Below are 24,358 nucleotides of genomic sequence, written 5' to 3'. Positions count from 1 at the left end.
ATGATCGCCAACAAACACGCGATCAGGGACAGGCTGTCGCCAGCAAATCTCTCCCCGTCCATTATTTGCAGAGATCGCTAAATCAAAAGTCGGAAATTCAGCACAAGCAAGTCTTAGAAGCTTTTCAGGCAGCATAACAAGCCGAAATTAAGATTGACAATTATAATTCGAGAATAGCTCGTTTTCAGCTAAAGAACTCGAATTGCCTGCGGCATGCCCAGATGGAATATGGGTGCTAGCCCAAGCGAAGTTGCCTATAGGATAAATCCCTACTCAATCTTCCAATTAGGCGTATAACCAGAAGTAACTTGGCTATACATTGGCAAGACCGATGCAGAAATACGTCCTGAGAGTTTTGCGATCGCCCATAGCGTTAGGTAAAATCATTTTCAATTGTTGAGAATTCGCCCAGGAAAAAGTTTATGGCAGATATGTCTGGTCAAGACCCCTCGGAAATCATAATGGCAACGGTTGATGAAGAACGAAAAGGCGCAACTTTCAGCGGTACGGTCATCCTCGGTATAGATCCTGAGGGTGGGGAAGTCGTTTTCTTTAGAGATTTTTTAATTGAAGATTATAAAGGCGAACTTACCGCTTATCTGGCAACAGATGGCGATATAACGAAAAGCATTGATTTAGGCGAATTCGAGCATAAAAGCCCCAGTTTTAGGCTGCCAATTCCGCTGGGAACGGATACATCACCCTACAATACAGTCGTGTTGAGCGACAAAAAAAGCAAGAAAAAAATCCTGACGATCAATCTATAAAATTTGTAACTTAGCTCGTAGTTCAGCCAAATTCGATTGCCCTCCTGTATAGATCTTAAATGGGTTCTATAAGTCATTTACTTGCAGTAACTTAGCATCAAGTTGAAGCATCGTACTGAAATTTGTAGCTGCAACGAGGGCAAGTTGCAACCCCTGAAGCCCAGTGGCAAGTCGATTCTCCGTCGCTGTATTTACCGGAGTCTTCCCGCTCAACCTCTAACTGTTCGTGATAGTGCATATAGCCGCACCACGGACACGCTACTGAGCTTTGAGGTCGGTTAAAAATCTGCCGCAAGAAACCTACAAACAGCCAAAAAATCTGCATGAAGAAACTCCCTTAAGTTGTTTGACTAACCATCGAAAAACGCTTGCAAAATCGACTTCTGAGCCGCACTAATTGATTCAGCGCTAGCTTCAATTTGGATTGGTCCAATCGATCGCTCAAACAAAGACTCGACAGGTGGCATCTGGTAGAACTCGACGGACTCATCTTTTAACCGCGCCATCCGCGCCACGATCGCTGCTGCTGCGTCACTCACATCTTTGTGGCTGTCGGTTTTACCTTCCCTATCCCCTACCTTGGTCTTGGTGCGCGGGGCATCAACTTTGGAGCCATTTACGATCTGGAGTTTGTAGGACTCTCTGATCAAGATTGGGTAGGCGTAGTAGCGGAGGCGGCGATCGTAGACCAGTCCCTTAAATTCGTCGTAATCCGACTTGTCAACGGTGTGCGATCCTACCGGGACATCACGCTTGCGAAGTTCCTGCATTGTTTCAGCAGAGTTAAACCCGTCAAACGTGACCAGCGCCAAATTGAAGCCGCGTGCCTGCCGGAGAAAGAAGAGGAACTCGCGGACCGTGCGGATGTCGATTTCTGCCGCACTTACCAACTCGGTTTGATCAACAGTGTCGAAGAACCACGCCTGCCGATGAATCTCCCCAAACTCACGGAAGTGGTTGGCAGTCCAGCGAAACGCCAGATCGATGACAGGTTGCAGACCAAGCGGCGACTGATGGAGATGCCCGATCGCAAATCCTGCTGCATCGTTTGTCAGTCCCAAATCCACATGCACCCAATATTCGTAGGGCTGCCCAGATGGATCGGACTGCCCACGGAACCAGGGGGCGAGCTTCGGGAAGCCGCGTCGATCGAGGATTGGATCACCCCAATCGTCGGTTTCGAGGAGAGGTGATTGCCCCAGTTCCGCGATCACATGGAGCACGTCGTCCGGCAAATCTAGATACTGTGTCAACAAGTCAATGGGCGCACCAGAGGCGTGCAGCAGCAGCAGTTCTGGAGAGCGGAAGTAGGCATCAACCGCAGCAGGCGGTTTGCACTCGTAGCGGCAGGCAGCGCCTTCGGGGTCGCGATCGTAGTCTACCTGCAAGCTCTCGCGAGTAATCGAGGGGTTGACCTCCCAGGACGATCGAACCACAGCATAAGTATCTGATGCCTGACCTAGCTGCACGCTCCGAATCAACTGCATCAGAAAATCTTCTTTGTGGCGTGGGTAGCTGATGACAAAACCTTTCCAACGATCGTCGAAGCGAGTGCGAGCGGAAGAAGTCAGAATGTCATAGATGTGCTTCGCTTGGTTCATCCGTACCGGAGACGAAAACGCGGAGATCTCGTCCGCAGCCCAGAGAATCGGGTTCTTACCTTCTGCGGCATCCGTTGCAGGGACTGACCACAGCCGCAGGTTGCCAGGAAAGTGAATCGAGTCCGTTCCAACGAATCCATTGCCATCTTTTAGGTAGCGCTCTGGCGGAATAGACGGAACCAACTCCGCGATCGCTGATCGAAACCAGCCACAGGCTTTCAGGCGTGCCTTGATTTTGAAAAACAGAACCGTGGTTGCCTGAGTTAGGGAGTAGGCAACCGTCAACACGTCGATGTTTTCTCCATCCGCCTGACCTAGATAGCGGGCAGGATTCTTGAGGCACAGCAGCACATGGCAGCCCCAGAGCATAACGCACGAGACAATGAAGTCTTTGCCGGAGCCTTTGCCGTAGGCGAGAATACCTTGCTGCGGTAGCCCTGTCCCTGCGTCAAATACGCGCTTAGGGTCGGTGCCGAGAATTGCGCTCAGATCCTCTTCTTGTTTGGGATAGAGCCGAATTCCCAATTCTTCAAACAGGAAGCGATCAAGTGACTTTGGAGCGAACAAATCGCTGTCTTCGTCACGCCAAGGATAGCCGTTGTCTGCCGAGGTGAACTGGGACTCTGCGATCGCTGAAAGAACCTTAACGTTCTTGGCGTGCTTGAGCAGTAACGAGTTTCGTGAGAAGCGCATTGTCTTTAACTACTGCCTGCATTCCAGCTTGCTCGATTGTCGCCATTGCCTTGTTCAGATTCTCGTAGTCGAGTCCGGCGGCGAGCCGTTCCCCTCGAACAGAGCGATCAATGACGAGGCTGAGAAAGTTCAGGACACTCACGTCGATCGCCTTGAGTGCCTCACTCTTCCGCGTTTCGGCAAACTCTGCCGCTATTGGATCATCAGATTCTTCATCTGAGGCAGGGAACGCCGCCTCAAGTTTTTTCAGCGCGTGCTTACCTTTAATACTCGCAATCAAACGGCAAATTCGATACGCCTCGATATGTTCTAGTGTGAGTTCGGACAGTTCATCACTGAGCCGATCGCTGGTCTTCTCGATCGTCTTCTCGCGAGTCTGCTGCGTCAACTGCCTTTGGAAATTGCTGCGGGCAGTTTTCCAATTCCCTTTAGCGCACCACTTCTTCAAGGTGCTCAGTGGAACCTTGCTAAGGTCCACGAGTTCCTTTAGCGTGATTTCCTCGCCTTCAACGTACCGTTTCTCGCAGTCTTGCTGGGTCCAGTGTTCCATTTTTACGCCTCAGAGGTATCGTTTTGGGGAACCAAGGTTCCACCATCAAGCAGACCATCTCGCACCAACTTCTCAATGATCGCTGCTCGAATGAAGCTGGAGCGATCGGGGATCTTCGTTTTGTCTTGCAGAATCGCCGCGATCTCTGGCGGAACCTTGACACTGACAGGAGCGGTGTCGTGCTTGGTGCCCAGTCCAATTCCCTTAAATTCAAAATCTTTTAATGGCATCTCTTGACAGAATAGTGCGTATACGCGCTATTCTAACCCTAGAGACACGCATCACGTCTCACGGGAACTACCTCACCCGCTGTCTGAGGTTTTTTGGAGAATCATCCATGTTTGTTGCAACCATCAACGCTGCCCACACTCTCTACATCAACGAATTTGCTCACGGTGCTTTCGGTCGCGACTTCGATCGCTGCCTGGATGAGTGGCAGTATGTAGCCGATCGAGTCCAGATCGTTTGTCAGAAGGTTGGCAAATTCACCTACCCTTACCTGATAACCGCTGCCCGTCTCGCGGGTCGGTATAGCGCCCGCGTTGCCCACTGGTATCAGCATCAGTTCCCGGTTTATGTCGCCCTATTTCTGGAGTGGCTCTGTGGAACTCTGTTAGTGTCGATCGACGTGCCAACCGTCAAACACCGACTTGTCATCGACGACGACTGTGCAGCTACGCAGTCTGTCGCAGCAGCGTCAGGAACTCATCGATCGCTAGCCGATCGCACGACACCTCTAGCAGTCGATCCCATGCGTACTTCTTGTAATCGAAGCCTAACCACACCTCGCTTATTCCAGATTCAGCAAGCGGTAGGTTGAGCAACCACGTTCTTGGAACGCACTGCAAATAGATCTGTTGAGGTTGTCCAGGTTGATCAGGAGGAATAGTCGTCTCAATCAGGTCGATTTCCTTGCCTTGAGCAAACTGCGGGAGGCATCTTAGAGCCATCGCCTCAGCCTCTGAATGAAACAGCCACAGCCAGTTACGTTCCTGCCCGACGGCATCGAAACTAGCGAAGTGGACGAGCGCGGCATCACTCGATCCGGACATTGGAGCATCCGGCAGGATTAGCGGGGAGGACTGCCGCTCCTGTTGAGCGACTTGGTAGGGTGTCCAACCCCAGGAAAAGTAAGTCTCAGATCGATGTTTCAAGTAGGGTGCGCCTCAGTTCAGACAAGTTACCAGAGAGGATTTGATTTTTGTACAGCAGCGCGTCCTGTCGCAGGGAGGCAGCGATTTTAGCCTGTCGATCGAAGTAGTCCAGCAGCGCAAAATCCGCGAGCTGGTTGTAAGAGACAGCAATGCCCTGTTGAATTGCCGTGTTCCAGAGCCCTTCAGAGGTGCGATCGAGATAGAACGGCACCGAGGTTGTCTCAGCATCTAGTTCTGCTTCGATTACAACTCCCTGATCCAGGTAGCGACGGACAAAAGCGGCGATCGTCGATCTTAGGAAGTCTGAGCAGGTGAGGATATGCGTTTCCTCAATCCAAGTTAGGCGCGAGTCTAAGTCGAGAAACTGCAACTCAGCTTTCAACTGGTTGTATACCGGCAGGGAGACTCTGAGATTAAGGCGTCGATTTTTTGATTTCGGGGACATAGGCAGCAAAAAAGCCGCCCAAGAGCGGCTCAGAACGTGTGTGGTCGCCAAGACCATCCCTGATTCTATTTAGTATAGGGTAGGAGTGCGAATTACGGTTGTAGACTGTAATTGAAACAGTTGAGGACGATCTCATGGCACCCTTCATCCCCCTCTACAGTGTCGAGGATTTAACTTTCTTGCTGCGGACATGGGCAGACAGTTCGCTTGACGGCATTCACTCGAAAGGGCACGCGGCGTTAGGGGTTGTTGGCTGTGATCGCGTCTCTCACGGTTTCCGCGCTCAAAGTCTCGCTGAGCGCTACACGGTAGCAGACCTGCACAAGACGATCGAGGAGATGGCGCAGGATGCGGAACCAGGACCCACTTACTTAACCCTGCTGCTGCTGAAGCATATTCGGCAGTCTCCCCTACAGGATTTAGCGCGGGCGTTCGACTACCCCAACAATTCAGTCGCCCAGTCCGAACTTGTTGCCGCACAAGATGAGTTCATGCGGCGATTGCTAGCGCGATCGTGAGGGAAAGGTTATCTACAGCGAACAAAGCTAAAACGCTTGCCTGAAGGTACCTTTGCTTCGTAGAGATGACTACAAAGAAGAAAACAAATGTACCTCAAACCGAGACCAGGCTCAGCTTACCTTACTTCGCTCCTGCTAGTCGCGAGTTGTTCTGCCTGCCTCGCTCAACCCTCCACTCCGCTGACCGCCCCAACCCAGATTGCTCAGCGTTCGCCAAACCTCAGAAGCGCACAGGTCGTTTCGACGGGTGATGGCGACACTTTGCGCGTTCGCACAGCAGGGGCAACTCAACCCATTATCGTCCGGCTTGCCTGTGTCGATGCACTGGAATCTGACCAGCCTGGAGGACAAGCTGCCGCCTCGCGACTTACTCAACTGCTGCCCAGAGATGTAGCGGTCGCCTTGCGCGTGGTGGCAGATTGCTATGGCCGGACGGGACGAGACGATCCACCCTGACAGGGACACCCCTAATCGGAGCGTCAGCACCCAGAAGGCGGACTCGAAACGTCAACTGCTCTGTTTTTTCGACCCAGCAGCAGGCGCAACAAGTGCTTGATGGCAGCCCTGGAGATCCGCATGGGTTGGATAGAGATGGGGATGGGGTTGCTTGCGAGTCACTGCCCTACGCTGAAGATAATCAGGCTCGATGACGAGTGAAATCTACTTACGCTTGGGGTGTGTGTTCAAACCCTTGAGATCTCGCTTTGTTGTAATATCGCTTAGCTCGCTCTGGCTCTGTGGCATAAATGCTGGCGAGATTGTTCGAGGCCACGCACTCGCCTTGATCTGAAGCAAGCCTATACCAATACACTGCTACCTCTAGGTCGTGGTCAACGCCCAGTCCCAACTGGTAGAGTGTGCCGAGCATTCCCCTGTTCGGCACACGGTGACAACTACCGCAATGCTTCTTCTGCATAATCACCGGATTGGTAAGCTGCTACTCCGTCTGTCAAACTGCTCATGAAAGTCTCCAAGCCATGATTCTAAAGTTGATATAGCGCGACCCATCGAAGCACTGCAATCGATCTCTCCAAATGGTCTCTACACTCGAACCATCACCTTATCTATGATGCTGCAATCCCACACACTTATCTCGCCTGCTTCCGGCGTCCTCGCCGATGAAATCGATACATGGGAGCCAATTCGTCTCAAACACATTTTACCCAACACGCTATTCACAATTAGCCTCACCGACTTCACTGCCTACGTTCTGCGTGACGACAGATCAGTGATGGACACTCAAAGCTTTCAGGAGTGGGCATCGATTGAAGAGTTTTGTGAGGAGGTCGGTTATACATTGGAAACGACGCTGGACGCTTGGTGCGGAACAGTGCTGAATCCAGATATCGCTTCATGCTGATGCTCTGCTTCTACTGAAGTCTCTAGCCTTTTTTGGAAACAGCCGCGCTGCTCGACAAGTACCAGCGACGAGGCAGATCAACACCCTTTGTTAAACCGATGCGAGTGGTTTGGGTCAAGGTGAGTTGTCCGCTCTCTAACTGCTGCTGAAATTGCGGTTCGCGGTGTTCGAGCCACAAGGGTTGCCCTGGCTGAAGCAGTGTGCTGTTCAAGCTCTGGTCAATTTTTAGGGCAAGACAAAGCTTTCCTGGCCCCGCTGCAACGCGATGGGACTTGGGTTCCTGTTGAAGATCAACCCAAGGTGGAATTTGCTCTAGTTCAAGAGCACGAATCAAGACTGAACTGGCAATGCCCTCCTGGTCGGTTACAACATTAAGGCAGTGGTAATAACCGTAGATTCGGTAAACGTAGGCATGGCCCGCTGAAGCAAACATCACCTGATTACGAACCGTTCGGCGCTGGTAGGCGTGCATTGCAGGATCGTCAGGCTCGTAAGCTTCCGTCTCGACAATCACCCCACGCCATACCTCTGCATTTGACGTCTGGCGTACTAAAGTGCATCCAATCAAATCAGGAGCTATCTGAGTTGATTGACGGCTAAGCCACAAGGCTTCAATTGATAGCAAAGGTTCACTAAATTGCACAATTTCTCTATACCCCCTCTGAGAATATCGAATCGGTTGCGTTTTCTATTTCAATTAGCAACTTTGCGAAATCACCTCTCCTAATAATCTCCAACTTTTGGACATCGCTTCTGTTGATTTTCTTCACGGTAGAAGAATTCACAGACTACATCGTCGAACTGAGTAGAAGGATTGATGTGCCAATCCTTTAAGCAAGCGGCTGCAATCTTTGGGGTTCTGCCTCAACTTTAAGATTTATCAAAATCTTTATGACGTACCCTTGCCAGTTCGCAAAATATTTCGCATACTATTAAACGAAGATATTTCGCGAAAACGATATGAGAAGTATAGCTACTCCTCCTGCTCCGCAGCCCCAGGCTACATTGCTTGCTCACTTGGGTGTTGCTCCAGCAACAAGTATTGGTACAACCTCCTCCTCTCCCTTTACAGGCTCTCCCAGCTTTGATGCTGCTCCCTTTCATGTCAACGCTGGTAAGCAACCACGTTTAGGAACCTTTGTTCTCATTGGTAGTGAGGAGCCAACAATGGCGCACTACGGACGGATTGTTGAGGGGCTTGAAGAGAACCCCAGAGCCGAGCCGTCTCGACTTCAGAAAGACCAAGCTTATCAAGCAGTGCCGAGAACGCCCCGTCCCTCAGAACTTGCACCTCATGTCACTCGTGTCATGAATATTGAGATTTTAGGTCAGTTGCGACTGAAGGACGACCAAAAGGACGACCAAGTTGATATCCGAGACCCAGAGGTACTGCCTCAAACAGGAATGGCGGTTTATGAATTACCTACTAGCGCTCTTCCTGACATTCTTAAAACACCTAAGCCTAACGAGGATGGATTGTCCATTGGGCACATTGAAACAGGTGGGCACAAGCTGCAATTTTGTTTGCCAATGGATGTGCTACCCCGTCACATGGCAGTTCTTGGCAAGACAGGTGTGGGCAAAAGTCACTTCTGTGGCGTGATGGTTGAGGAGATTACACGGTACCGAATTCCCATTATCGCCATCGACATTCTGGGCGATCTGGTTCCAGCAACTGAGAGTTTAAAGGGGGCGAATCTGAGGGCTGGTCAAGATTTCAAGGTTCCCTATAGTATTATTGGGCGCAAGGAGTTTCTAGATTTTGTTCCAACCTTGACGGACCAGCACATCGACCTTGTCTCAGATGCCTACGATGTGATCTACACAGAAGCAATTGAGAGCCTGAAGGAGACTGGCACAGTCAATATTCCAATTGAACGACTCTATGCTGAAATTCGTCTTGTTGCGGGGGAGAACGGACAAGAACCTGTTGGAGGGCGAGCCATTAAGCGGGTAAAGGCTGCTTTTGAGCGCAGCCTACTTCTAGTGGAATCTTTGGGAGCATGGGTCGAAGATCTCATCACTAAACCCATCGTCAATATCTTTGTGGGGCATTTAGCACAAGGCAACCGCAACCTAGTTGTCGGTGCTGCTGCTCGCGTCCTACAAGTGCTGAGGCAGAAGGAAAAACTGCCGCCATTCCTCTTTGTTCTTGACGAGGCGCACTTCTTTCTTCCAGGGGGTGGAGAGTCCACCCCTACCACTCAGGTTATGCGGCAGCTAATTCGCACGGGTCGCCATGATGCAGTCGGTGTCGTCTTGATTACTCAAAGCCCAGCATCAATGGACAAACAAACCTTGACGGTCTGCAACACTCGCGTCGTATTTGCGCTCGACCCAGATGACCTCAAGGTTGTCTCAGGGACGATGGGCGATTTACCCCAGCCTGTGATTGACCGCATTCCGAAGATGGCAAGAGGACGAGCAATCATTGCCTCCGCCCAAGACATCCTACGTCATCCTGTCCTCGTCAACGTCCGTGACCGCAGTACTCCGAGTGGTGCGCCTACCCCTAAGATGAAGGAGGCCGTGCAGCAATGGCGACAGAACCATTAATAGAAGATGTGATCCTTGATCTGCTGATTGGACAACCAGAAGGTCTACTGGCAGATGATATTCATGTGCGACTCCAAGCTTCTCGCAAGCTAACGCTTCGTTCACTGCAACTGCGGTTGAAAAAAATGACGGAAGAGAGCCGGGTCATTCGCATTCGGCGGTCTACATCAGCGCTTGGAAAACCTCCATTCGCTTACTTTCATCCGGACGAATTACCCAAGCAGGGATCGTTTTTAGATCAACTGGTTGGCGCAAGAACCGAGATTCAGACGAAGACTGATTTAGCAGAAGCAGAGGTTGATGACGAACAGCGCCGACTGAACACCCGCTCTCGCTCAGTCATGGAGCAAATTGCGCATGAGCATTTGAATCAAGATGCTGCTGCTTGGGCAATTGTTCAAGTTGCTCCATTATTATCAGCCCAAGATCCAGTTGACCTGTTGCTAGAAATGGCTCAGTGGGTTGTTGACGACATCAACGGGCTAGTCAATCAGATGCTTATGGCAGTCGCCAAACGAGAGATGCGCACCAGTGGGGAGATTGCAGCAGAACTCGATGGCCGCTTAGAGTGGGCTAGGAAACACTTGCAACAGATGTGGCGTTTAGATGCCCCTCGCGGTGATGAACCAGGCATTTTATTTCTGCCATCACGGGCAAAAGATTGTCGATATGGCGAGACTGCTTCTTTAGATGCTGAAGCTGCCAAAGAACGGCTTCGGCAGCGCGTTTTCGGCAAGACAGTCATTGAATTAAGGCGTGTGCCTCTGGATCTACACAAGTCAGCAGCAGGCACAGATGCTTCGGTCGCTGACATCTTTCTTGAGCATTCTCAGGGGTCGTTTATTCCACCAGAACCCATTGCCGTAATTACGGCTGGAGCGGCACTGACAAATCGAGAGTATCCAGACTACGCATTCCAGGACTTCGACGTTTTTCCAGATCGATTGAAGGAGTACACAGAGAGTCGAGCATCAGAAGAAGGATTGCTGCTTTCTCCCGCTCTTCGTCATCAGCTACCGGAGGATGGCTTCAAGCATTCGCGCATGGCTGCGATGGATCTCAGGCAATACTATGAAGATTTCCGCATCGTGAATCGTGAAGCAGATTGGCGACCGATCGGTGGAATTCCGGCAATGGGAATCGAGTCAAACCCCTCGCTGGTCATTCGAGATGGACGTATTTTTCCACTCGTGCATCGCATTGAGGATTACGAGGACACAGGGCTATATGGTCGCCTGGTTAAAAAGGAGATTGATTTATTTGCGAAAGTCGCTCATCAAACTCTTTCCGGCCCAACTAGCCATATTGTGTATGGAGCGGCAGTCAAAGATCCTGAAATGTCATTTCTCGCGCCGCTAATCTTCTGGTTTATTCATCAGCAAGACTTGCGTAAGACTGGTGGTGAATTGGTTGTTTCCAGAGAAGATGTGTATCGTATTCCCTTTGGTGATACAGCAGTTGCTCATCTGTTGTTTCTAGGATGGTCTAAAGCTCAAACAGCAATTAATATGACCAATGCAAGTCCTGATGAGGACTATGTATTTGTTACGTTTCGCGCCGTTCGCAGATTCTCAGATATTGGCATTAAAAATGGGCCTGCCTTTATTGAGGCAGAGAATCGCTGGGTGAATGAAGACGACAGGGAGGATTGGAAGAAATTCATTGCTGCAAGATACAGCGAACATAAGCGCAGGAACCAGCGTGTACGAGATCCAGCCGATTACTCGTATTTTCTATATCTCTTAGAACAGGTGGGTGTTTCAATGTTCTACGCTGCGCCTGCTCAACCGCTGGAGATCATTAAGCACACAAGTGAGGGTCGGCATTTTCTGCTTCCCCGGCTAGAGGTTGCGTTTGGCTTGCAGCAGCGTAGTCAGGAGGAAGAGAAGTTCATCGGACTGATTTCATGGATTGCAGAACATTGGGAGTTTGACGACTATCACAGTCAAAGCAAATTTGACACGGGGAACCGAGATTCAAGATTGCCGATTCTAGTTCCAGATGTCACTCGCTCGGCACACGAGGTTGTTACCTATGCTCGTGATGTTTTAGGTGAGGAGGTTCAAGACAGGCTGCGAGAGTTGATTCAACATCTTAGGAAACAGATGAAGCTGGATTAACAGATGAAGCCACAGGTTGTCTTGCTTGCTTGATTGTGCTTCTTAAGGTTGGAGCGAAAGCACTCATCAGTTTGACTGGAACGGCATTACCTATCTGTGCCGTAATTTGGTCGCGATTACCGACAAATTCGTAGTATGGGGAGAACGTTTGTAGCAGTGCTGCCTCTCGTAGCGTAATGGCTCTATCGTCTTGAGGATGAGCGAAGCGTCCGCGTGTAACATTCGTACATCCGGTTGTCAGGGTTGGGGCTACATCGCCCCATTGCATTCTCCCATATACATCGCCATGTCCTTTATGATTTCGGTGACAATCTAACACCAGATGTGGAGGCAAGGAATAGCGACTGCCTCCATTCTTCGGAATGAAGTGCAACCGCTCTAGCACGAGGGGTAGATGTGTGCTGGCTTGATGTAAGGGGTCATCCGGATCTCCTTCTCCTGATTTGAGAGAAAGCAGATGTCCAATAGCTTGCTTAACTGTCACTCGCTGCCCTTGCGGGGTTGTTGGCACTGGGATAGGAGGAACAGGGGCATCGAGAACTGCCAGTAGAATACATCGTTTGCGTCTTTGCGGAACGCCATAATCTGCTGCGTCAATTGGTAAGGGTTCACTCAACTGATAGTTGAGTTTAGCTAAATCTGCTCTAAGTGTATCGAGTAAGCCCCTGTATTTGAGTGTTGCCAGTCCCGGCACATTCTCAAAGAAGATAACGGCAGGTTTGAGAATTTTGGCAAATCGAGTCGCTTGAAAAATTAAATCCGAGCGCTCATCTACCTTATTGGAGCGATTCTGACTGCTGAACGGCTGACAGGGCGCACACACCACTAACAAGTCAAGATCCTCACCATGCAGATCAACGTCGCGGATGTCTTGAGGATTAACAGTCCTAATGTCGTAAGGATACAGGTGAACGGTTGGATGATTCACCCGATAGGTATTGCAAGCGTTCGGGTCTTCGTCAACGGCTGCAACCACCCGAAAGTTGTGTTGCTTTAAACCTGCGGTCACACCACCGCATCCACAAAACAAGTCCACCGCCGTCAACCAACGGCAGTGAGAGAGCGGCTTGCTATGTGCAGTCACCATGCAGTCACCTCATCGCTAGGAATCGTTGAACTCCGACGCAGTGCTGATAAAACCTTATACTGAAAGGTGTTTTCCACCAATATTACTAATATTACTAATATTACTAATATTAGTAATATTAGTAATATTATAAGCAATAAAAGTGATATTTGCAATATCATTATTTCTGGTCTTTGGTTAGCAGCAAGAATTGCTCAATTTAGATGTCAAAGCAACCCGACCCAATCATTAAGCTTCAGGTTGATATGCCAAAATCGCTCAGGTCTCGCCTGAAGACCCTGAGCGTCAAACTTGGGATAACAATGGGTGATTTAGTAATAAAACTGATTAGTGAAACGAGAACACTGCAACAACTTGAGCAGGAAGCTTTTCGTGAAGAAGCAAATCAAACTCCAGACGATGCTGTTGAGTAAAGGCTGTCCTTGATGCTCTACCAGAGTTGTTCAGTTCCGATTAATTGAAAAATTCTTTGAGGGAAACTTGCGTCAGCATCTCGCTAAACGAAACCCATTTCTCTTCCTGGGTCATGACGTACTGAACGCCCTCAATCATCATGGCGGTTCGCACAATTTCCACCTGCTGTGCCAAGCCATACCAGTCATTAAACAGATCGCGCTCACTCTTAACTTTATAGGTTTCGTTCGGTTGCCAAGCCTTCGCCACAGCCGCACTGAAAAAGCCACTCGGATTCGCTACCCGCTGCTTCAAGATGGCTTCCTTGAGCGATTCCATTGCGTTTGGAGTTATGGATTCTAGGGCAGTGTCCAACCTGAATCAGAAGAATCGGGTCAGAACTGCATCCATAGACATTCAAATGAGAATATGAGTACAAGCAAGAGGAGGGGAGCGGAATCAAATCCCTCGGCCCTGGTCAGCCATCCTGAATCTCCGTTTCCTCAACCCACCAATCAGGCACCAAGGGCAACCCCGGTCGAAGCGGTGAGTAGTCATCAGGTTCAGGTTCGTTGTACGGCAGTACACCACAAAGCATTTTGACTGCCCGTTCATTGCACACAGGGCAGTCGCTTCTACCATTGCCTGTGCGGATCTCCAGGGTGGCACCAAGCACTTACTGTGCCTATTGCTGAGGTGCAAAATCTGAGCAGTTCACGGACTGACCTCAACTTATGCTTTGTATGATTGAGATGCTTGTGAGTAGCTTCCCTCAATTAAAACCCAAATTCAAACCCAGAGCTGCCCGCGCATTGGGCGGCTCTGGGTTTGATGATTTTATTCAATTGTGTTCACATACTTAGATAGCTTCACTCCTGGAAGCCAAGAACCTCAATGGATGGGATCCATCGCGTTTGCTCACCCGTGCGTCGTAATACTGCCTCCCACACATTGCCACTCACATTTCTGAAGTGAAATTGATACGTGATGTGATGATCATTGAGAAATCCAGCTAAGGCAACGTAATCGACATTTTCTTTAAAGACTAACTGGATTTCTGCAACCTCGTCAGTTGTGTCAGTTGAACCTGAGGTTTTAAAGACCTTCATTGAAAAATCTCCTTTGTTCTCCTTCGTTCTTGGGTTTATTTTATTGAGGACGCCCCTGGCTTTGCGGTACCCTTCCGGGTACCTTTTGCTCTTCTAAGGTTGAGAAAAATTTGTCAGATTAAAGAAACTACAACAAATTTAGGGCATTCCAAAGATTTCGTTCTTGTCCTTCACTTGCCTATAACTGGAGCTTCAAGGCGTATCTGAATTATTGAATGCCCGATCAGGTAGGTCTAGCAGTTCCTTATCATCGACTCCAAAACCACTTCGATTCAAGCGGAGGTCACCCCTCGCACTCCCGAGCTTTCCGGTCACGGTCGGCGCTTCTTCTTTTTGTGTTTACCTAGGCTGCTCAGCGTATCAGCAACGAGATGCGCCCAAGATCCCAAGCAAAGCCCAGTGATTAACGCAAAACAGTTCACGCTCCACGGATTGCCTTCCCCTACATCCTGCTGGCGATCGACGACCACTCGAACGATCGTCCAAACATCAATTCCCAACAACGTGGCGGCCAGTAGCACGATCGCGCCTAAATACGACAACTGAATCAGCGTACCGACGATCGGCGTGTGGGAGATCCAACTGCGATGAGGCACCAGTTTCTGATACGGCAGCCAGATAAACCGCAGCCAGCCCCATCGCCGCCAGGGGCGTGATTTGACATCCAGGTCGGGCGACAGGAGCAACCCGCCCACCAAATACCCGATCGTCGTTGTTACCGCAACCGTTGCTGACATCTGCGCCGCCAGACAGCCGATAACGGGACTGGTGGAGATCGTGATGAAGTCGTGAGTTTTACCGTCGCTCATAGTGCCTCCAGTCGTGCCGTGATGACAGGCGTAGGAATTGCCCGTCCCGAAATGAAACCCGTTGCTTTATCAGGATCGGCATAGTCTGCCCGGATGTTGATGCCGATAAGTTCGCCTCGATCGTTGAATAGCCCGCCGCCGGAACTGCCGGGGAAGATTGGGGCTGAGTGCGTAACGCCACTCATGATGCTGGCACTCGTCAGTTTGCCTGTCGTCGCTTGAATCCCCTGATTGCGGGGATTACCGATCGCCGTCACCTGTTCGCCTACGGTGGGTTGCACCTTGGTTAGGCGAGCGGGGGCAAGGGTTCTCTGAACCTCCACGATCGCCAAGTCTGTGGAGCGGTCCGTGGCAATGACTCGCCCTGTGAACGACTGGTCGCCCGCTTGAATATTGATTTGCCCTAAATCTTTCAGCACATGGGCAGCGGTCGCAATGCGGTTCGGCGTGACCACGACGCCGGAGCCAATCTCACCGCCACTGTAAATTTTGACGACGCTGGAGATGGGAGCGCTGGAGCCGATCGAAGCTGAAGGCTTGGCTGGGCTGACTGCCGCCTGCGGAATTGCCTTGTAGCGCTGCAAGACCTGCTGGGAATACTCGGCGATCGAGGGATAGGAATCGCCTGCCCACGACTGCGGCGTCGTGCTGGTGTATTTCTCCGGGTCGCCGCTGTACCACTGTGCCGCCACCCGCAGCACTGCCTCATCCTGATTGCCATTGGCGGCTTTGATGGCGGACTGCCAATACTGATCGATTTTGTGGTCGATGATTTTCAGCTGTAGATCCGGACTGCTGAGAAATTCCTGCTGCGTGATTTCTCGCCCCAGCGCCTCGCGGCTCCAGGATGGCAGGTTCTCCGGCATCACCTGCCCTAGTCCCATTGCGCCCGATCCACTGGCATTCTGGAGTGATGGGTCGCCGTTGGACTCCTGCCCGACGATCGCCTGTCGCAGCGCCACGATCTGCGTGCTGCCGTTGGGTTGCGGTGCGGCTGCCGACTGAATCTGCTGCACCGCCTGCTGCACCACTGTACCGACCGGCGCGATGAACCGAGCCGCGATGACCAACAACAGCAGAATGATGACCAGTTCATAAGTCCAGTCGTCGATCGTGCCGCGCCCTGCCCAGTACGCTAGGGTGTCGCGCCCTGCCGCAGATCGACGACTGGACCGCTTGCGGGAAATCAGCTTCCACGCCAGCTTAATCGCGATCGTCATCGTCATCGTCATCGTCTCTGTCGATGTCTCTGTCGGTGGTCAATGCAAAGGCAGTAAACAGCGAGGTTGGGACGGTGCATCCGAAGATCAACGCAGCGACGGCGCAGCGGTCCTTAATCTTCGAGTCGGCAGCGACGAATCCCGCCAGCAGCATCACGATCGTCATCCACAGGCTGCCGAACACGAAGAAGAAATACAGCCATGCCTGCTCATCGTCAGTGAGTTTGCGACGGATGAGTAAACCGTGAGCGACCTTGAACAGCATCTAGAAACCTCCCTTCGGGATAATGAGCGTGTCGAATCGAAACGCGGAATTTTGAGCGCGGCGATCACTCTTAACCATCTGCATAAACTCCTGATGCCCCTCGACCGTGCGACCGACCAGGCAGCCCGCACTGGTATTGCCCACCTGGTTGAGTGGCGCATCCCAACCGCCGTGTTGATTGATGCCGAAATCGCCGGTGTCGGCGCTGATGTTGTCGCGATAGACGGTGATCGGAGCCGCCTGCACCAGCGCCTCCTGCGGCGCGGAAGACGCTCCCTGATGGGTGCCGATCGTCCAGCCCTCCCGGTACTCGCCAGGGCGCACGAATGCCGTGCCCTTGGGGTTCATCTTGTTCTTGATGTAATAGTCACCAGGGCTGATCGTGGCTACCCAGTTGCCGCCGATCGTCGGCTGCCCGTCCTTAAACGTCAGGACGACGCGGCGATCGTTGAACTGGTCGGGCGCGTTGTCGTTGTCGCTACCGTCGGCGTTTTTGCCCTCCAGATAGACGATCGTCACCTCTCCCGCCTGTTGGCTAAACCTCCAACCTTTTGCCGTCAGGTAGGAGACGATTTTGCTGGCGAGCTGCCGCTGACTTTCGGGCGACGGGGACTCGTCGGCAACGGCAGGCTCTACCGATGAGGCTGAAGCCGTCGCGGGCGCGATCGTCGCGGCAGTTGTCGCGGGCGCATTGAACGGAGTGGCATAGGCAACGAACAGCGCTGCCAAAAACAAGAAGAAGACCGTCCACTCCAGCAGGTGATCCTTGCCCCGCTTGCTGTGATGCTTCGCGATATTATGGGCAGCCCGCAGGATAATTTTCTCGCGCAGATAGCCCTGAGTGTAGTCGCGCAACAGTCGCTGCAACGTCGCCAGATCTTTGTTCGATAGCTGTGGTGGCTGTGGCGGAGGATTGCCGGGGGAGCCGCGCCGCCGTCGAGGATTGGTGAAACGCCCACCGCGATCGCGGTGGCGGTTGACGTTGGGGTCAAACGTTGTCGTCATGGCGGAGAAACAGGGCAGATCCAAGCAGACGGAACAGGAAACAGGGAGCCGCTGTCAAACCAGACTGAGACGGTGCCATCTCGGTGGGGCGAGAACTCATAATTCCGTCCCGTCGATCCGTGGCAGTAGCCAGGGTACGAGTTGCGCTCCTCTGGCGGCACCACGAGGACCCACCGAACACGAGGCAGATCGAGGCGGACGAAATAGCTGTAGCAGTCGCTGCCCATCGATCGGAAGTCTGCAATGTAGCGAGCTTCTTCATGGGTCAGCCCGGACAAAACCTGCCGCTCTCGATAACCCTGGATGTCTGGGTCCCAGCGAGAGGCGACCTCCCAAACGGAATAGAGTGGCTTCATTACATCACCTGCAACAGCTGTATCGCCAGGTCGATCAATTCCTCTAAATCGCTGAACGGCAGTCCGATTTCTCCCTGGGAGGCAAGTTCCCACGATCGCAGCATTTTGTAGGCGTATCTAGTCCGCTGGATGATGCGTTCGTCAAACTCTGTCGGCGAGTCAGACGCCATATTCAGAATCTCAGCCAGCCGTCCTCTGGCAACTGCAATATTGAGGTTCATGTCCCGATGGGACATCGCCGCCTCGCCTCGGACGACTCGAAGCGCTGGCTCCAATTCTGTCAACACGTTCGGAATTAACTCGTGATGTAGATCGGTTAAGCAGGTCATCGGTTAGTCCTCTGTTACGTCGTCGTTGTCGTCTTGGCTGCCCATGATTTCAGCGACTTCCTCCTCTGTATAGGGGGTGTCAGCTTCCACAGGACCGTAGACCGATTCAATATTTCCGGTCGTCATGTTGTTCTCGTTAGGTGGATTACAGGTATCGACCGCCGATCGGCTTCTCGATTAGGTCGGGGCTGCCGTCTGGAAACACGTGCAGCCGGTAGCCAAATTCCTCACCCTCTGGCGCTCCGTCGAGCCATTCGGGGATATAGATCCAGTCGCCCTCAGGACCCACACAGTAGCGGTCCCACGTGTTGTTCAGGAGTGGCGACGACTGCCCCAGATACGTCTGCGTCAGGTGCCGATCGTACTCATCCCGCTTCAGTCGCGAACCAGGATTAACGGTTCCGGGCTGGCACTGTTTCATCATCCAGTCAGGATCGCGGCGAGGGTCGATCTGAGGCTGGGGCGCTTGGGGATACGGAATGTTGGGATTCGCGTAGGTGGGAGCGTCTGCGTCTGGCTTACCCGCAGGCGACTGAGGTGCGGGCGGTGTCTGCCAACTGCATGACGGATTCCGCTGCTGGGTGCGGGCGTCGTAGCAGTTGGGGTCTTCCATCAATTTCTGATTCGGATCGGGTGGAGCCGTCCTCGACGGCTCGATCGACTTCACCCGATCGTTGACGTATCCGGTCACGGTCTGCGCGTTGCGCTGGAGATCGCTCCAGCCCTGAAAGCGTGCGAGTTCTTGCCACGAAATCCGCTTATGGATCTCGAACAGCCAGAGCAGCCCAACGACACCACACAGGGCTAGGAGCGTCGTCAGTCTCACGGCTGCGATCCTTGCTGCTGGAGCTGCTCGTAGCTGAGGAACTGTCCGGGTGCAACCTGGAGCGGAACCGGCTGCGGCGTGGTCACGGGGGTTCCTCCAACCATTTCCCCGGTCGTCGTCACCTGGGTGAACGGCGCGGGAGCGGCAGGCGCGGTGTAGGACTGAGGCAGCAGTTGCCGCCCAGTTCCCTGTCCAGCGGTTCCGGCGACGGGACCCTGAATTTTGTCACGCTGGAACGTGACGGCAAAGTCACTCGACAGTCGCCCGACATTGGCAAAGAACCACTGAGCTACGTCGCCTGGTTGCTCCAGGCTGCCGTTCTGTGGCGATCTCTGCGTGCCGATTCCGACCATGCCGGGAATCACGACATAGACGACAATCCCTGCCGTCACCACCAAACCGATTAGCCCTCCAGCTGCTTGTCCTACTGGATTGTCCGACATCTCTACCTCCTGTTGTTTTCAGTGAACTGACTAGCCTGCTTTGCGATCGCTACCCTCCTTTGCTTGCAGTAACAACTTTTCCCAGGCGTCCTTGAAATAGCGGGTGTAGCGGGGGTCGTTGCCGTCTGGGATAATGCCAAATTTTTCTTTGAGTTCTAATTTGCGGTTGCTCGACAGCAGCGACTTAGCTTCGCCAGCCGCGACTGCCTGCGCTTCCTGCCACAGCCACGCTTTGTTCTCCTCTGTCCAGACGGACTGCCACCAGTCGTAGTTGGGATCTCGGCGACGGATGCGGAACCGCGCCACCTCGCTCATGTCGGGCACCACGCGGACGACGGGTTCGCCGCCCTCTAGCTGCACGATCGCGCGCCGCTTACCCTTCTTGCGGATTTCGGCAGCCTTGACAACCAGAGCAGCCGGTTCGCCCGCGCCGAACTTCTGCACCTCGCGGATAATTTCGCAGTTGTCCCCGACCATGACGATCGACAGTTGAGTCCTCAGCGCCTCATTGACGCCCGACTCCGTGACCGCCGCTGACTGACCGATCAGAATCACCTTCCAGCCGTAGCCGCGTCCCTCTTTCAGCAGGAAGCACAGGTTCTCGATGAACGAAAATTCATCCTTTTCGGCTGGCTTCGTGCGGGAGTTCTTTTGCGCCTGACGACGGCGCTCAAATGCTTGTTGCAGCTCCTTCTGCGTACCGTCGTTCTCCTCAATCAGGATGATCCGGCGTTTGAACTCAGGCTTGCTGGCGTTGGGGTTCGTCTGCCGATCGCGGGCGTAGCGCTCCCAAGCGGCGATTTCGTCGTCAAGTTCTTCCTTCTGCTCCCGGATAAACTGCTCAATTTTGCTCAGGTCGCTGAGGACGTATTCGCTGGGAATGCCGAACCAGTCGTTGATTTCTCCGGTTTCGGGATTCGGCTTGCCGTAGTTCTTATCGCAGATCGTCAGCTCAAACGGGCGCTGACTCTCTTGCGCCACCTGAATCGTGTACGACAGAATTTTGCCCGCCAGAATCGTTTTGCCGCCGCCAGTCTTACCGATGATCCAGTTGTGCGGTGCTTTCAGAAAAGTGGTCAGCCAGGTCTGGTCGCTAATTGCTTCATCGATCACATCCTTGAGGGCAGGCGGTGTGGCGTGCAGGTACAGAACCTTCGCCGTCTTTTTACCTGCCGCCAGCGCCAGGGTTGAACCTGCCTGTGCGGTGTGTGCGATCGCGGCGTTGGCATAGCCGGTCAGCACTTCGATCGTGTCGAGCATGTCATCGGCGAGCGTGTCCACCTCTACCAACAGTTCGCCCGACGGCAGCCGCACGAACGGCAGCGTGCCGACCGTGCCCAGACAAAGCAGTGCCCCCATTACGTACCAGAGACGATCCGAGCGGGGAATGTGCCACCGCTCCATTTGGAACGTGCCCGCCTCGGTCATTCGCACGCCCGCTACCTCTTGCCGCACCGTTGACGCCTTAAAGCACAGCACCATTGCTACCAGCAGAGCGCTGGCAGCGGTGAGGGCGAGGTGTCGTGGGGTCAAGGGTTTGAGTTTCATGGCAACGTCTGGACGGCGCGCTTGTTGGTCCGAGGCTTGCGAACCTTCTTTACTGCCTGCATCCGAGCTTTGCGCCGCTCGGCTTCGAGGCGTTGTTGTTCTTCATCGGACTGCGAGTAGACGGCACCCGCCAGTCGAGACAGCTCCGCCATTTTCTTGTTGAGGGTGGCGCTGGAGAGTTCGTTCGGCTCCTGCCGATCGACCACCTCATCAATCAGCGCGGCGATCGCGTCGTTTTTCGTCCGCCACTCCTCTAACTGTTCAGGCGTGATCGAGCCGTCTTCGATCCAGGTTCTCAACAGCACCAGCAGAATCGCCTGGGCGTCACCGGATGTCGTGCGGGCGGTGTCGATGTCTCCGGGCTTCCCAGACAATTTCCGCTGCTTACCAACCTGATCCAGCATTAGGTCGGCTTGTCGGTTCAGCTCTTTCAGGCGGTCAGGTTGAGTCGCCCGATTCGACATGATGTAGGACCGGCGCGCCCCGCCAGTCTGCTGAATCATCGTGAGGGATTCGCCGATCGCCTCCAGCAGTTTGTCGTTCCGGTCGCGGACCAGTTGATCCTGCGCTGGAGTCGGGGACGGTGTGGGCGTTGGCGTTGCGGTCGCCGACGGCGTGGGAGTGGGAACGGGTGCTTGGAGCGCCTGACTTGCAAGCGGCGGCTGGGGAATCGTCGCGGGCTTGTCCTTGGATGGACGAGCACAAAATGTCATTCCCAACATCAGCAGCCCGATCGCGCCCAGCCCAATCAGCACCCGCACTCTAGAGACCTGTCGAGGCTCTACCGCGTCCGCCTCTGGCTCAATCAGAGTGATCGGCACCTCTGGAGCGGGGACAGGCGACGGAACGGGCGTCGGAGCAGGCAGTCCGTCGATTTCCAAGTTTTCGGTCGATCGTCCGTTGTCCGACATGATTTTGACCGTGGTATCGGAAGAACAGCAGAGTCTACCAGCCCGACTAATCGGGCTGAATAGAAACCTAAATTGAGCGAAGAATCAGGCGTTGACCTTAGTTCTCTGGTCTGTAGTCGCCTCGGAGGGCTGTGCGACGGGTGCGGATTGGGGCAGGCGAGACGATGCCTGAGCCAGCGCAATTGCTTCGATGGTGCTGAGGACCTGGCTGCTGGTCATACCCTCCGGCATCCTCTGCTCACTCAGCAGTTTCAACAGCACCTGGTTTGCGTCAAGCGGCGCATGAACCTGCGGTCTGCGGCGTCCACTCGCGGCAGCAACTCCTGCCGCTGCGCCTGCGATAACCCCTGTGACGACTCCGGTTTGGACGCCTACCACCGACGCGATCGCCGTCATGCGATCGTCGTTTACCTGGTCTTCCAGGGTTGCCAGAATGCCCGCCATCGACGCCAAGGTCGCGACGTAAGCGGCTCCTCCCACCACTACGGCGGTGGAAATTGAGACGGCGGCAAGGGTGACGATTCGCTTCAGCATAAGACGGTGGTAGGACTCCACAAAATGGGTTAGCTGCTGGGCGTAGCTTCGGGCAGCGCCGTGCGAGCAGACGACGGTAGTGCCACGATGGACGCTTGCTGAATCAAGTTTCCCACGTTGAACGCGGGCACCGTGGACAGAAGGACGTTCTCAACCAGTCGGCTCGACTGATCGATCTGATGTTGCAGCCCTGGATCGGGAACGGTCCCAGCCGTCAGGTAGTGCGCCACCATTAGGTTTTTCGTCGTTAAGATTCCTGCCGCCTCATTCTGAGCCACGAGGTCTAGGGATTGGGCAACGGACTGCTGGGCAGCGGTCGTGGCAGCAGCTCCCTGTTCCTCCACCTGTTGGGTAAAGTCCTGAACGGGATTTGAGGCAGACTGCCCGCCCCGTCGAAAACGGGCAACCCCTTCTTTGGCACCGCGCAGCCCCTCTTGAGTCATAAGAGCGTCCACTGCCGCGATGTCCGCCATCTGCGCCGTGGTAAACGGCTCCGAGTAGTTGAATTCAGCCGCGATCGCTCTGCCGCGATTCTGGCTGACGATGCGACGGTCTCGATGCAACTCTTTAATCGTAGTCACAGATCCTCCGGTCTAGTTGGTGAATTTTTTGGGCGGTAATGCTGTGTAGCTGATACAGCTCTGATTCAGACAGCGCGAGGAAATCACGTTTCTTGCGCCCAGTCATCAACCACAGAGCGATCGCGCCGAGCTGCACACACTCCTGTTCGCTGAACCAGTCCAATCCCGTACGAACTCCCACCAAATCGCACCACAGCCAAAGGGTTGTTGGGTCGATCTGAGGTGCCGGATTGAAGATTTGATCAAACTTGTCAATCTGGGGATACCGCAGCCGAGACAACAACCGAATTAGTTGCGGACGGAACAAGCCAGTCTGAGCAACAGATTCAACACTCACTTCAAGCATGAACGATTCACGGTGGTACATGGTACAGGCGTGAACGATTCACGCTTGAATGCAGAATAACACATATCGCATGGAATATCGCATGCAATATGAGGGTGTCTTTCAAGCTTCTCAGCTAAAATAGCGCTGATGGCACCGATAATATGGAGGGGTATATGGCAGAAGAGGCGATCGAGGTGGCAGGCAAACCGTCAAAAATCAAGATTGAAGCCAGGGTTAGCGCGACTGACGATGACGCAGCTAGAAAGCTTGCCGCAAAAAAGGAGATCGCGATCGCCGACGTTTATAGCCAAGCGATCGAGCGAGGACTGCCGCTGCTGATTGAGGAAGACAACAGCAGAGACCACTGGCTGAAAAGCCTAGAAAAATCTGAAATCAAAACCTTGACTGAGAACCTGCCCGAAGAGAAGTTAAAGCAGGCGATCGAGTTTTTGAAGGGGTTGCAGCATTGACCCTTAGCTTCAGCGACATAAATCTGTCACCGAACATCTGCTCTTAAGGGACCAAGAACAGGCTAGGGAAGCCTTTAGGTAAGGAGTTTTGTTTAATCCCTGAAACCAGGGCGAACGACGGGAGTCGAACCCGCGCGTGGAGGAACCACAATCCTCTGCCTTAACCACTTGGCTACGCTCGCCATTGCGTTTCTAAGTATAGCATTCATCCCCAAATGGATCTAGGGGATGCAGCAGTTGTGCTGCAAAAAAGATGAGGACGATCGCCCCCCAACCCAGACCCAACACCGCTAACCAGGTTTGAGGAATCGATCGCACTCCGGAAACGGCTGGTGTCCAATCCGTTAGCCTTTTAGCGCCTCGCTCACACAGGACGCTGG

At 53.2% G+C, this 24,358-nt stretch carries 35 protein-coding genes and 1 tRNA gene; 10 read left to right on the top strand and 26 right to left on the bottom strand.

Annotated features, from left to right (window positions below; translation table 11 throughout):
* Nucleotides 1–422 precede the first annotated feature (422 nt).
* Nucleotides 423–767 (top strand): hypothetical protein, encoded by a 345-nt coding sequence (locus H6F43_RS03775; RefSeq protein WP_190340803.1) that lies wholly within the window; start codon nt 423–425, stop codon nt 765–767.
* 97 nt (nt 768–864) lie between these two features.
* On the opposite strand, the gene H6F43_RS03770 is transcribed toward H6F43_RS03775, so the two are convergent.
* The 4 genes from H6F43_RS03770 to H6F43_RS03755 are packed head-to-tail and all read right to left on the bottom strand — an operon-like array spanning nt 865 to nt 3,841.
* On the bottom strand, nt 865–1,092 hold the full coding sequence (locus H6F43_RS03770; protein ID WP_190340801.1) for a hypothetical protein: 228 nt from the start codon (nt 1,090–1,092) through the stop codon (nt 865–867).
* Between the two features lie 25 nt (nt 1,093–1,117).
* The gene (locus H6F43_RS03765) at nt 1,118–3,061 is read right to left on the bottom strand and encodes a hypothetical protein (protein ID WP_190340800.1); all 1,944 of its coding nucleotides are present in this window, start codon (nt 3,059–3,061) and stop codon (nt 1,118–1,120) included.
* The gene (locus tag H6F43_RS03760; protein WP_190340798.1) at nt 3,012–3,611 is read right to left on the bottom strand and encodes a hypothetical protein; all 600 of its coding nucleotides are present in this window, start codon (nt 3,609–3,611) and stop codon (nt 3,012–3,014) included. Before H6F43_RS03760 ends, H6F43_RS03765 begins: the two co-directional genes overlap by 50 nt.
* A 2-nt stretch (nt 3,612–3,613) precedes the next feature.
* Complete coding sequence (locus tag H6F43_RS03755) at nt 3,614–3,841, bottom strand: hypothetical protein (protein WP_190340796.1); 228 nt, start codon at nt 3,839–3,841, stop codon at nt 3,614–3,616.
* A gap of 107 nt (nt 3,842–3,948) precedes the next feature.
* On the opposite strand from H6F43_RS03755, the gene H6F43_RS03750 reads away from it, so the two are divergent.
* A complete protein-coding gene (locus tag H6F43_RS03750; RefSeq protein ID WP_190340794.1) occupies nt 3,949–4,431 on the top strand; it encodes a hypothetical protein in 483 nt (160 codons plus the stop codon).
* Between the two features lie 317 nt (nt 4,432–4,748).
* Here H6F43_RS03750 and H6F43_RS03745 read toward each other — a convergent pair whose 3' ends face one another.
* The gene (locus H6F43_RS03745; RefSeq protein WP_190340792.1) at nt 4,749–5,210 is read right to left on the bottom strand and encodes a hypothetical protein; all 462 of its coding nucleotides are present in this window, start codon (nt 5,208–5,210) and stop codon (nt 4,749–4,751) included.
* Between the two features lie 134 nt (nt 5,211–5,344).
* Here H6F43_RS03745 and H6F43_RS03740 point away from each other — a divergent pair, with 134 nt between their 5' ends.
* The 4 genes from H6F43_RS03740 to H6F43_RS03720 all read left to right on the top strand — a co-directional run bounded on the left by H6F43_RS03740 (nt 5,345) and on the right by H6F43_RS03720 (nt 7,088).
* Nucleotides 5,345–5,728 carry a hypothetical protein gene (locus tag H6F43_RS03740; RefSeq protein WP_190340790.1) on the top strand — a complete coding sequence of 128 codons (384 nt, stop codon included), beginning with the start codon at nt 5,345–5,347 and terminating at the stop codon, nt 5,726–5,728.
* An 87-nt stretch (nt 5,729–5,815) separates the two neighbouring features.
* Entirely contained in the window at nt 5,816–6,184 is a 369-nt protein-coding gene (locus H6F43_RS03735; protein WP_190340788.1) for a hypothetical protein, read from the top strand.
* A gap of 92 nt (nt 6,185–6,276) precedes the next feature.
* The gene (locus H6F43_RS22985) at nt 6,277–6,378 is read left to right on the top strand and encodes an excalibur calcium-binding domain-containing protein (RefSeq protein ID WP_347272366.1); all 102 of its coding nucleotides are present in this window, start codon (nt 6,277–6,279) and stop codon (nt 6,376–6,378) included.
* Nucleotides 6,379–6,794: 416 nt separating this feature from the next.
* Nucleotides 6,795–7,088 (top strand): hypothetical protein, encoded by a 294-nt coding sequence (locus H6F43_RS03720; protein WP_190340782.1) that lies wholly within the window; start codon nt 6,795–6,797, stop codon nt 7,086–7,088.
* Between the two features lie 22 nt (nt 7,089–7,110).
* On the opposite strand, the gene H6F43_RS03715 is transcribed toward H6F43_RS03720, so the two are convergent.
* Entirely contained in the window at nt 7,111–7,731 is a 621-nt protein-coding gene (locus H6F43_RS03715) for a DNA-3-methyladenine glycosylase (protein ID WP_190340779.1), read from the bottom strand.
* Between the two features lie 317 nt (nt 7,732–8,048).
* Between H6F43_RS03715 and H6F43_RS03710 the strand changes: the two genes are divergently transcribed.
* Both H6F43_RS03710 and H6F43_RS03705 read left to right on the top strand, forming a co-directional pair.
* Complete coding sequence (locus H6F43_RS03710) at nt 8,049–9,644, top strand: ATP-binding protein (protein WP_190340777.1); 1,596 nt, start codon at nt 8,049–8,051, stop codon at nt 9,642–9,644.
* The gene (locus H6F43_RS03705) at nt 9,626–11,764 is read left to right on the top strand and encodes a hypothetical protein (RefSeq protein ID WP_190340775.1); all 2,139 of its coding nucleotides are present in this window, start codon (nt 9,626–9,628) and stop codon (nt 11,762–11,764) included. The genes H6F43_RS03710 and H6F43_RS03705 overlap by 19 nt, the downstream gene beginning before the upstream one ends.
* Here H6F43_RS03705 and H6F43_RS03700 read toward each other — a convergent pair.
* A complete protein-coding gene (locus H6F43_RS03700; RefSeq protein WP_190340773.1) occupies nt 11,739–12,851 on the bottom strand; it encodes a DNA cytosine methyltransferase in 1,113 nt (370 codons plus the stop codon). The two genes, H6F43_RS03705 and H6F43_RS03700, sit on opposite strands and share 26 nt — an antisense overlap.
* A 203-nt stretch (nt 12,852–13,054) precedes the next feature.
* Between H6F43_RS03700 and H6F43_RS03695 the strand changes: the two genes are divergently transcribed.
* Nucleotides 13,055–13,264: a hypothetical protein gene (locus H6F43_RS03695; RefSeq protein WP_190340772.1), complete on the top strand. Its 210-nt coding sequence runs from the start codon at nt 13,055–13,057 to the stop codon at nt 13,262–13,264.
* A gap of 40 nt (nt 13,265–13,304) precedes the next feature.
* On the opposite strand, the gene H6F43_RS03690 is transcribed toward H6F43_RS03695, so the two are convergent.
* The 17 genes from H6F43_RS03690 to H6F43_RS03615 all read right to left on the bottom strand — a co-directional run bounded on the left by H6F43_RS03690 (nt 13,305) and on the right by H6F43_RS03615 (nt 23,526).
* The gene (locus H6F43_RS03690) at nt 13,305–13,583 is read right to left on the bottom strand and encodes a hypothetical protein (RefSeq protein WP_190340770.1); all 279 of its coding nucleotides are present in this window, start codon (nt 13,581–13,583) and stop codon (nt 13,305–13,307) included.
* Nucleotides 13,584–13,722: 139 nt separating this feature from the next.
* Entirely contained in the window at nt 13,723–13,920 is a 198-nt protein-coding gene (locus tag H6F43_RS03685; RefSeq protein WP_190340768.1) for a hypothetical protein, read from the bottom strand.
* Between the two features lie 193 nt (nt 13,921–14,113).
* Nucleotides 14,114–14,353 carry a hypothetical protein gene (locus H6F43_RS03680; protein ID WP_190340766.1) on the bottom strand — a complete coding sequence of 80 codons (240 nt, stop codon included), beginning with the start codon at nt 14,351–14,353 and terminating at the stop codon, nt 14,114–14,116.
* Between the two features lie 311 nt (nt 14,354–14,664).
* Nucleotides 14,665–15,162 (bottom strand): metal-binding protein, encoded by a 498-nt coding sequence (locus tag H6F43_RS03675; protein ID WP_190340764.1) that lies wholly within the window; start codon nt 15,160–15,162, stop codon nt 14,665–14,667.
* A complete protein-coding gene (locus H6F43_RS03670; RefSeq protein ID WP_190340762.1) occupies nt 15,159–16,394 on the bottom strand; it encodes a trypsin-like peptidase domain-containing protein in 1,236 nt (411 codons plus the stop codon). The genes H6F43_RS03675 and H6F43_RS03670 overlap by 4 nt, the downstream gene beginning before the upstream one ends.
* Nucleotides 16,366–16,647, bottom strand: a complete 282-nt coding sequence (locus H6F43_RS03665; protein WP_190340760.1) for a hypothetical protein — start codon at nt 16,645–16,647, stop codon at nt 16,366–16,368. The genes H6F43_RS03670 and H6F43_RS03665 overlap by 29 nt, the downstream gene beginning before the upstream one ends.
* Nucleotides 16,648–17,652, bottom strand: coding sequence for a hypothetical protein (locus tag H6F43_RS03660; RefSeq protein ID WP_190340759.1), 1,005 nt, complete (start codon nt 17,650–17,652; stop codon nt 16,648–16,650). It abuts the gene before it with no gap.
* Nucleotides 17,649–18,008 (bottom strand): hypothetical protein, encoded by a 360-nt coding sequence (locus H6F43_RS03655; protein ID WP_190340758.1) that lies wholly within the window; start codon nt 18,006–18,008, stop codon nt 17,649–17,651. Before H6F43_RS03655 ends, H6F43_RS03660 begins: the two co-directional genes overlap by 4 nt.
* Nucleotides 18,008–18,337 (bottom strand): hypothetical protein, encoded by a 330-nt coding sequence (locus tag H6F43_RS03650; RefSeq protein WP_190340757.1) that lies wholly within the window; start codon nt 18,335–18,337, stop codon nt 18,008–18,010. The genes H6F43_RS03655 and H6F43_RS03650 overlap by 1 nt, the downstream gene beginning before the upstream one ends.
* A 3-nt stretch (nt 18,338–18,340) precedes the next feature.
* Nucleotides 18,341–18,463, bottom strand: coding sequence for a hypothetical protein (locus H6F43_RS22610; protein WP_277879862.1), 123 nt, complete (start codon nt 18,461–18,463; stop codon nt 18,341–18,343).
* Between the two features lie 19 nt (nt 18,464–18,482).
* A complete protein-coding gene (locus H6F43_RS03645) occupies nt 18,483–19,163 on the bottom strand; it encodes a hypothetical protein (protein ID WP_190340756.1) in 681 nt (226 codons plus the stop codon).
* A complete protein-coding gene (locus H6F43_RS03640) occupies nt 19,160–19,606 on the bottom strand; it encodes a hypothetical protein (RefSeq protein ID WP_190340755.1) in 447 nt (148 codons plus the stop codon). Before H6F43_RS03640 ends, H6F43_RS03645 begins: the two co-directional genes overlap by 4 nt.
* Before the next feature lie 30 nt (nt 19,607–19,636).
* Nucleotides 19,637–21,154, bottom strand: coding sequence for a hypothetical protein (locus tag H6F43_RS03635; RefSeq protein ID WP_190340754.1), 1,518 nt, complete (start codon nt 21,152–21,154; stop codon nt 19,637–19,639).
* Nucleotides 21,151–22,065: a hypothetical protein gene (locus H6F43_RS03630; RefSeq protein WP_190340753.1), complete on the bottom strand. Its 915-nt coding sequence runs from the start codon at nt 22,063–22,065 to the stop codon at nt 21,151–21,153. Before H6F43_RS03630 ends, H6F43_RS03635 begins: the two co-directional genes overlap by 4 nt.
* 84 nt (nt 22,066–22,149) lie before the next feature.
* A complete protein-coding gene (locus H6F43_RS03625) occupies nt 22,150–22,599 on the bottom strand; it encodes a hypothetical protein (RefSeq protein WP_190340752.1) in 450 nt (149 codons plus the stop codon).
* Nucleotides 22,600–22,628: 29 nt separating this feature from the next.
* Nucleotides 22,629–23,180, bottom strand: coding sequence for a hypothetical protein (locus H6F43_RS03620; RefSeq protein WP_190340751.1), 552 nt, complete (start codon nt 23,178–23,180; stop codon nt 22,629–22,631).
* A complete protein-coding gene (locus H6F43_RS03615; RefSeq protein ID WP_190340749.1) occupies nt 23,167–23,526 on the bottom strand; it encodes a hypothetical protein in 360 nt (119 codons plus the stop codon). The genes H6F43_RS03620 and H6F43_RS03615 overlap by 14 nt, the downstream gene beginning before the upstream one ends.
* Nucleotides 23,527–23,669: 143 nt before the next feature.
* On the opposite strand from H6F43_RS03615, the gene H6F43_RS03610 reads away from it, so the two are divergent.
* Nucleotides 23,670–23,978, top strand: a complete 309-nt coding sequence (locus tag H6F43_RS03610) for a hypothetical protein (protein ID WP_190340747.1) — start codon at nt 23,670–23,672, stop codon at nt 23,976–23,978.
* Between the two features lie 109 nt (nt 23,979–24,087).
* Here H6F43_RS03610 and H6F43_RS03605 read toward each other — a convergent pair.
* Both H6F43_RS03605 and H6F43_RS21960 read right to left on the bottom strand, forming a co-directional pair.
* A tRNA-His gene (locus H6F43_RS03605) sits at nt 24,088–24,160 on the bottom strand.
* 10 nt (nt 24,161–24,170) lie between these two features.
* Nucleotides 24,171–24,358 (bottom strand): hypothetical protein (locus H6F43_RS21960; protein ID WP_206754535.1); only part of this gene is annotated, 188 nt, incomplete at its 5' end.

The organism is Leptolyngbya sp. FACHB-36 (assembly GCF_014695955.1).
Taxonomy (GTDB): Bacteria; Cyanobacteriota; Cyanobacteriia; order Leptolyngbyales; family Leptolyngbyaceae; genus FACHB-36.
The sequence above is the reverse complement of the archived record's forward strand: the minus strand, read 5'-3'. Positions and strand labels throughout refer to the sequence as shown.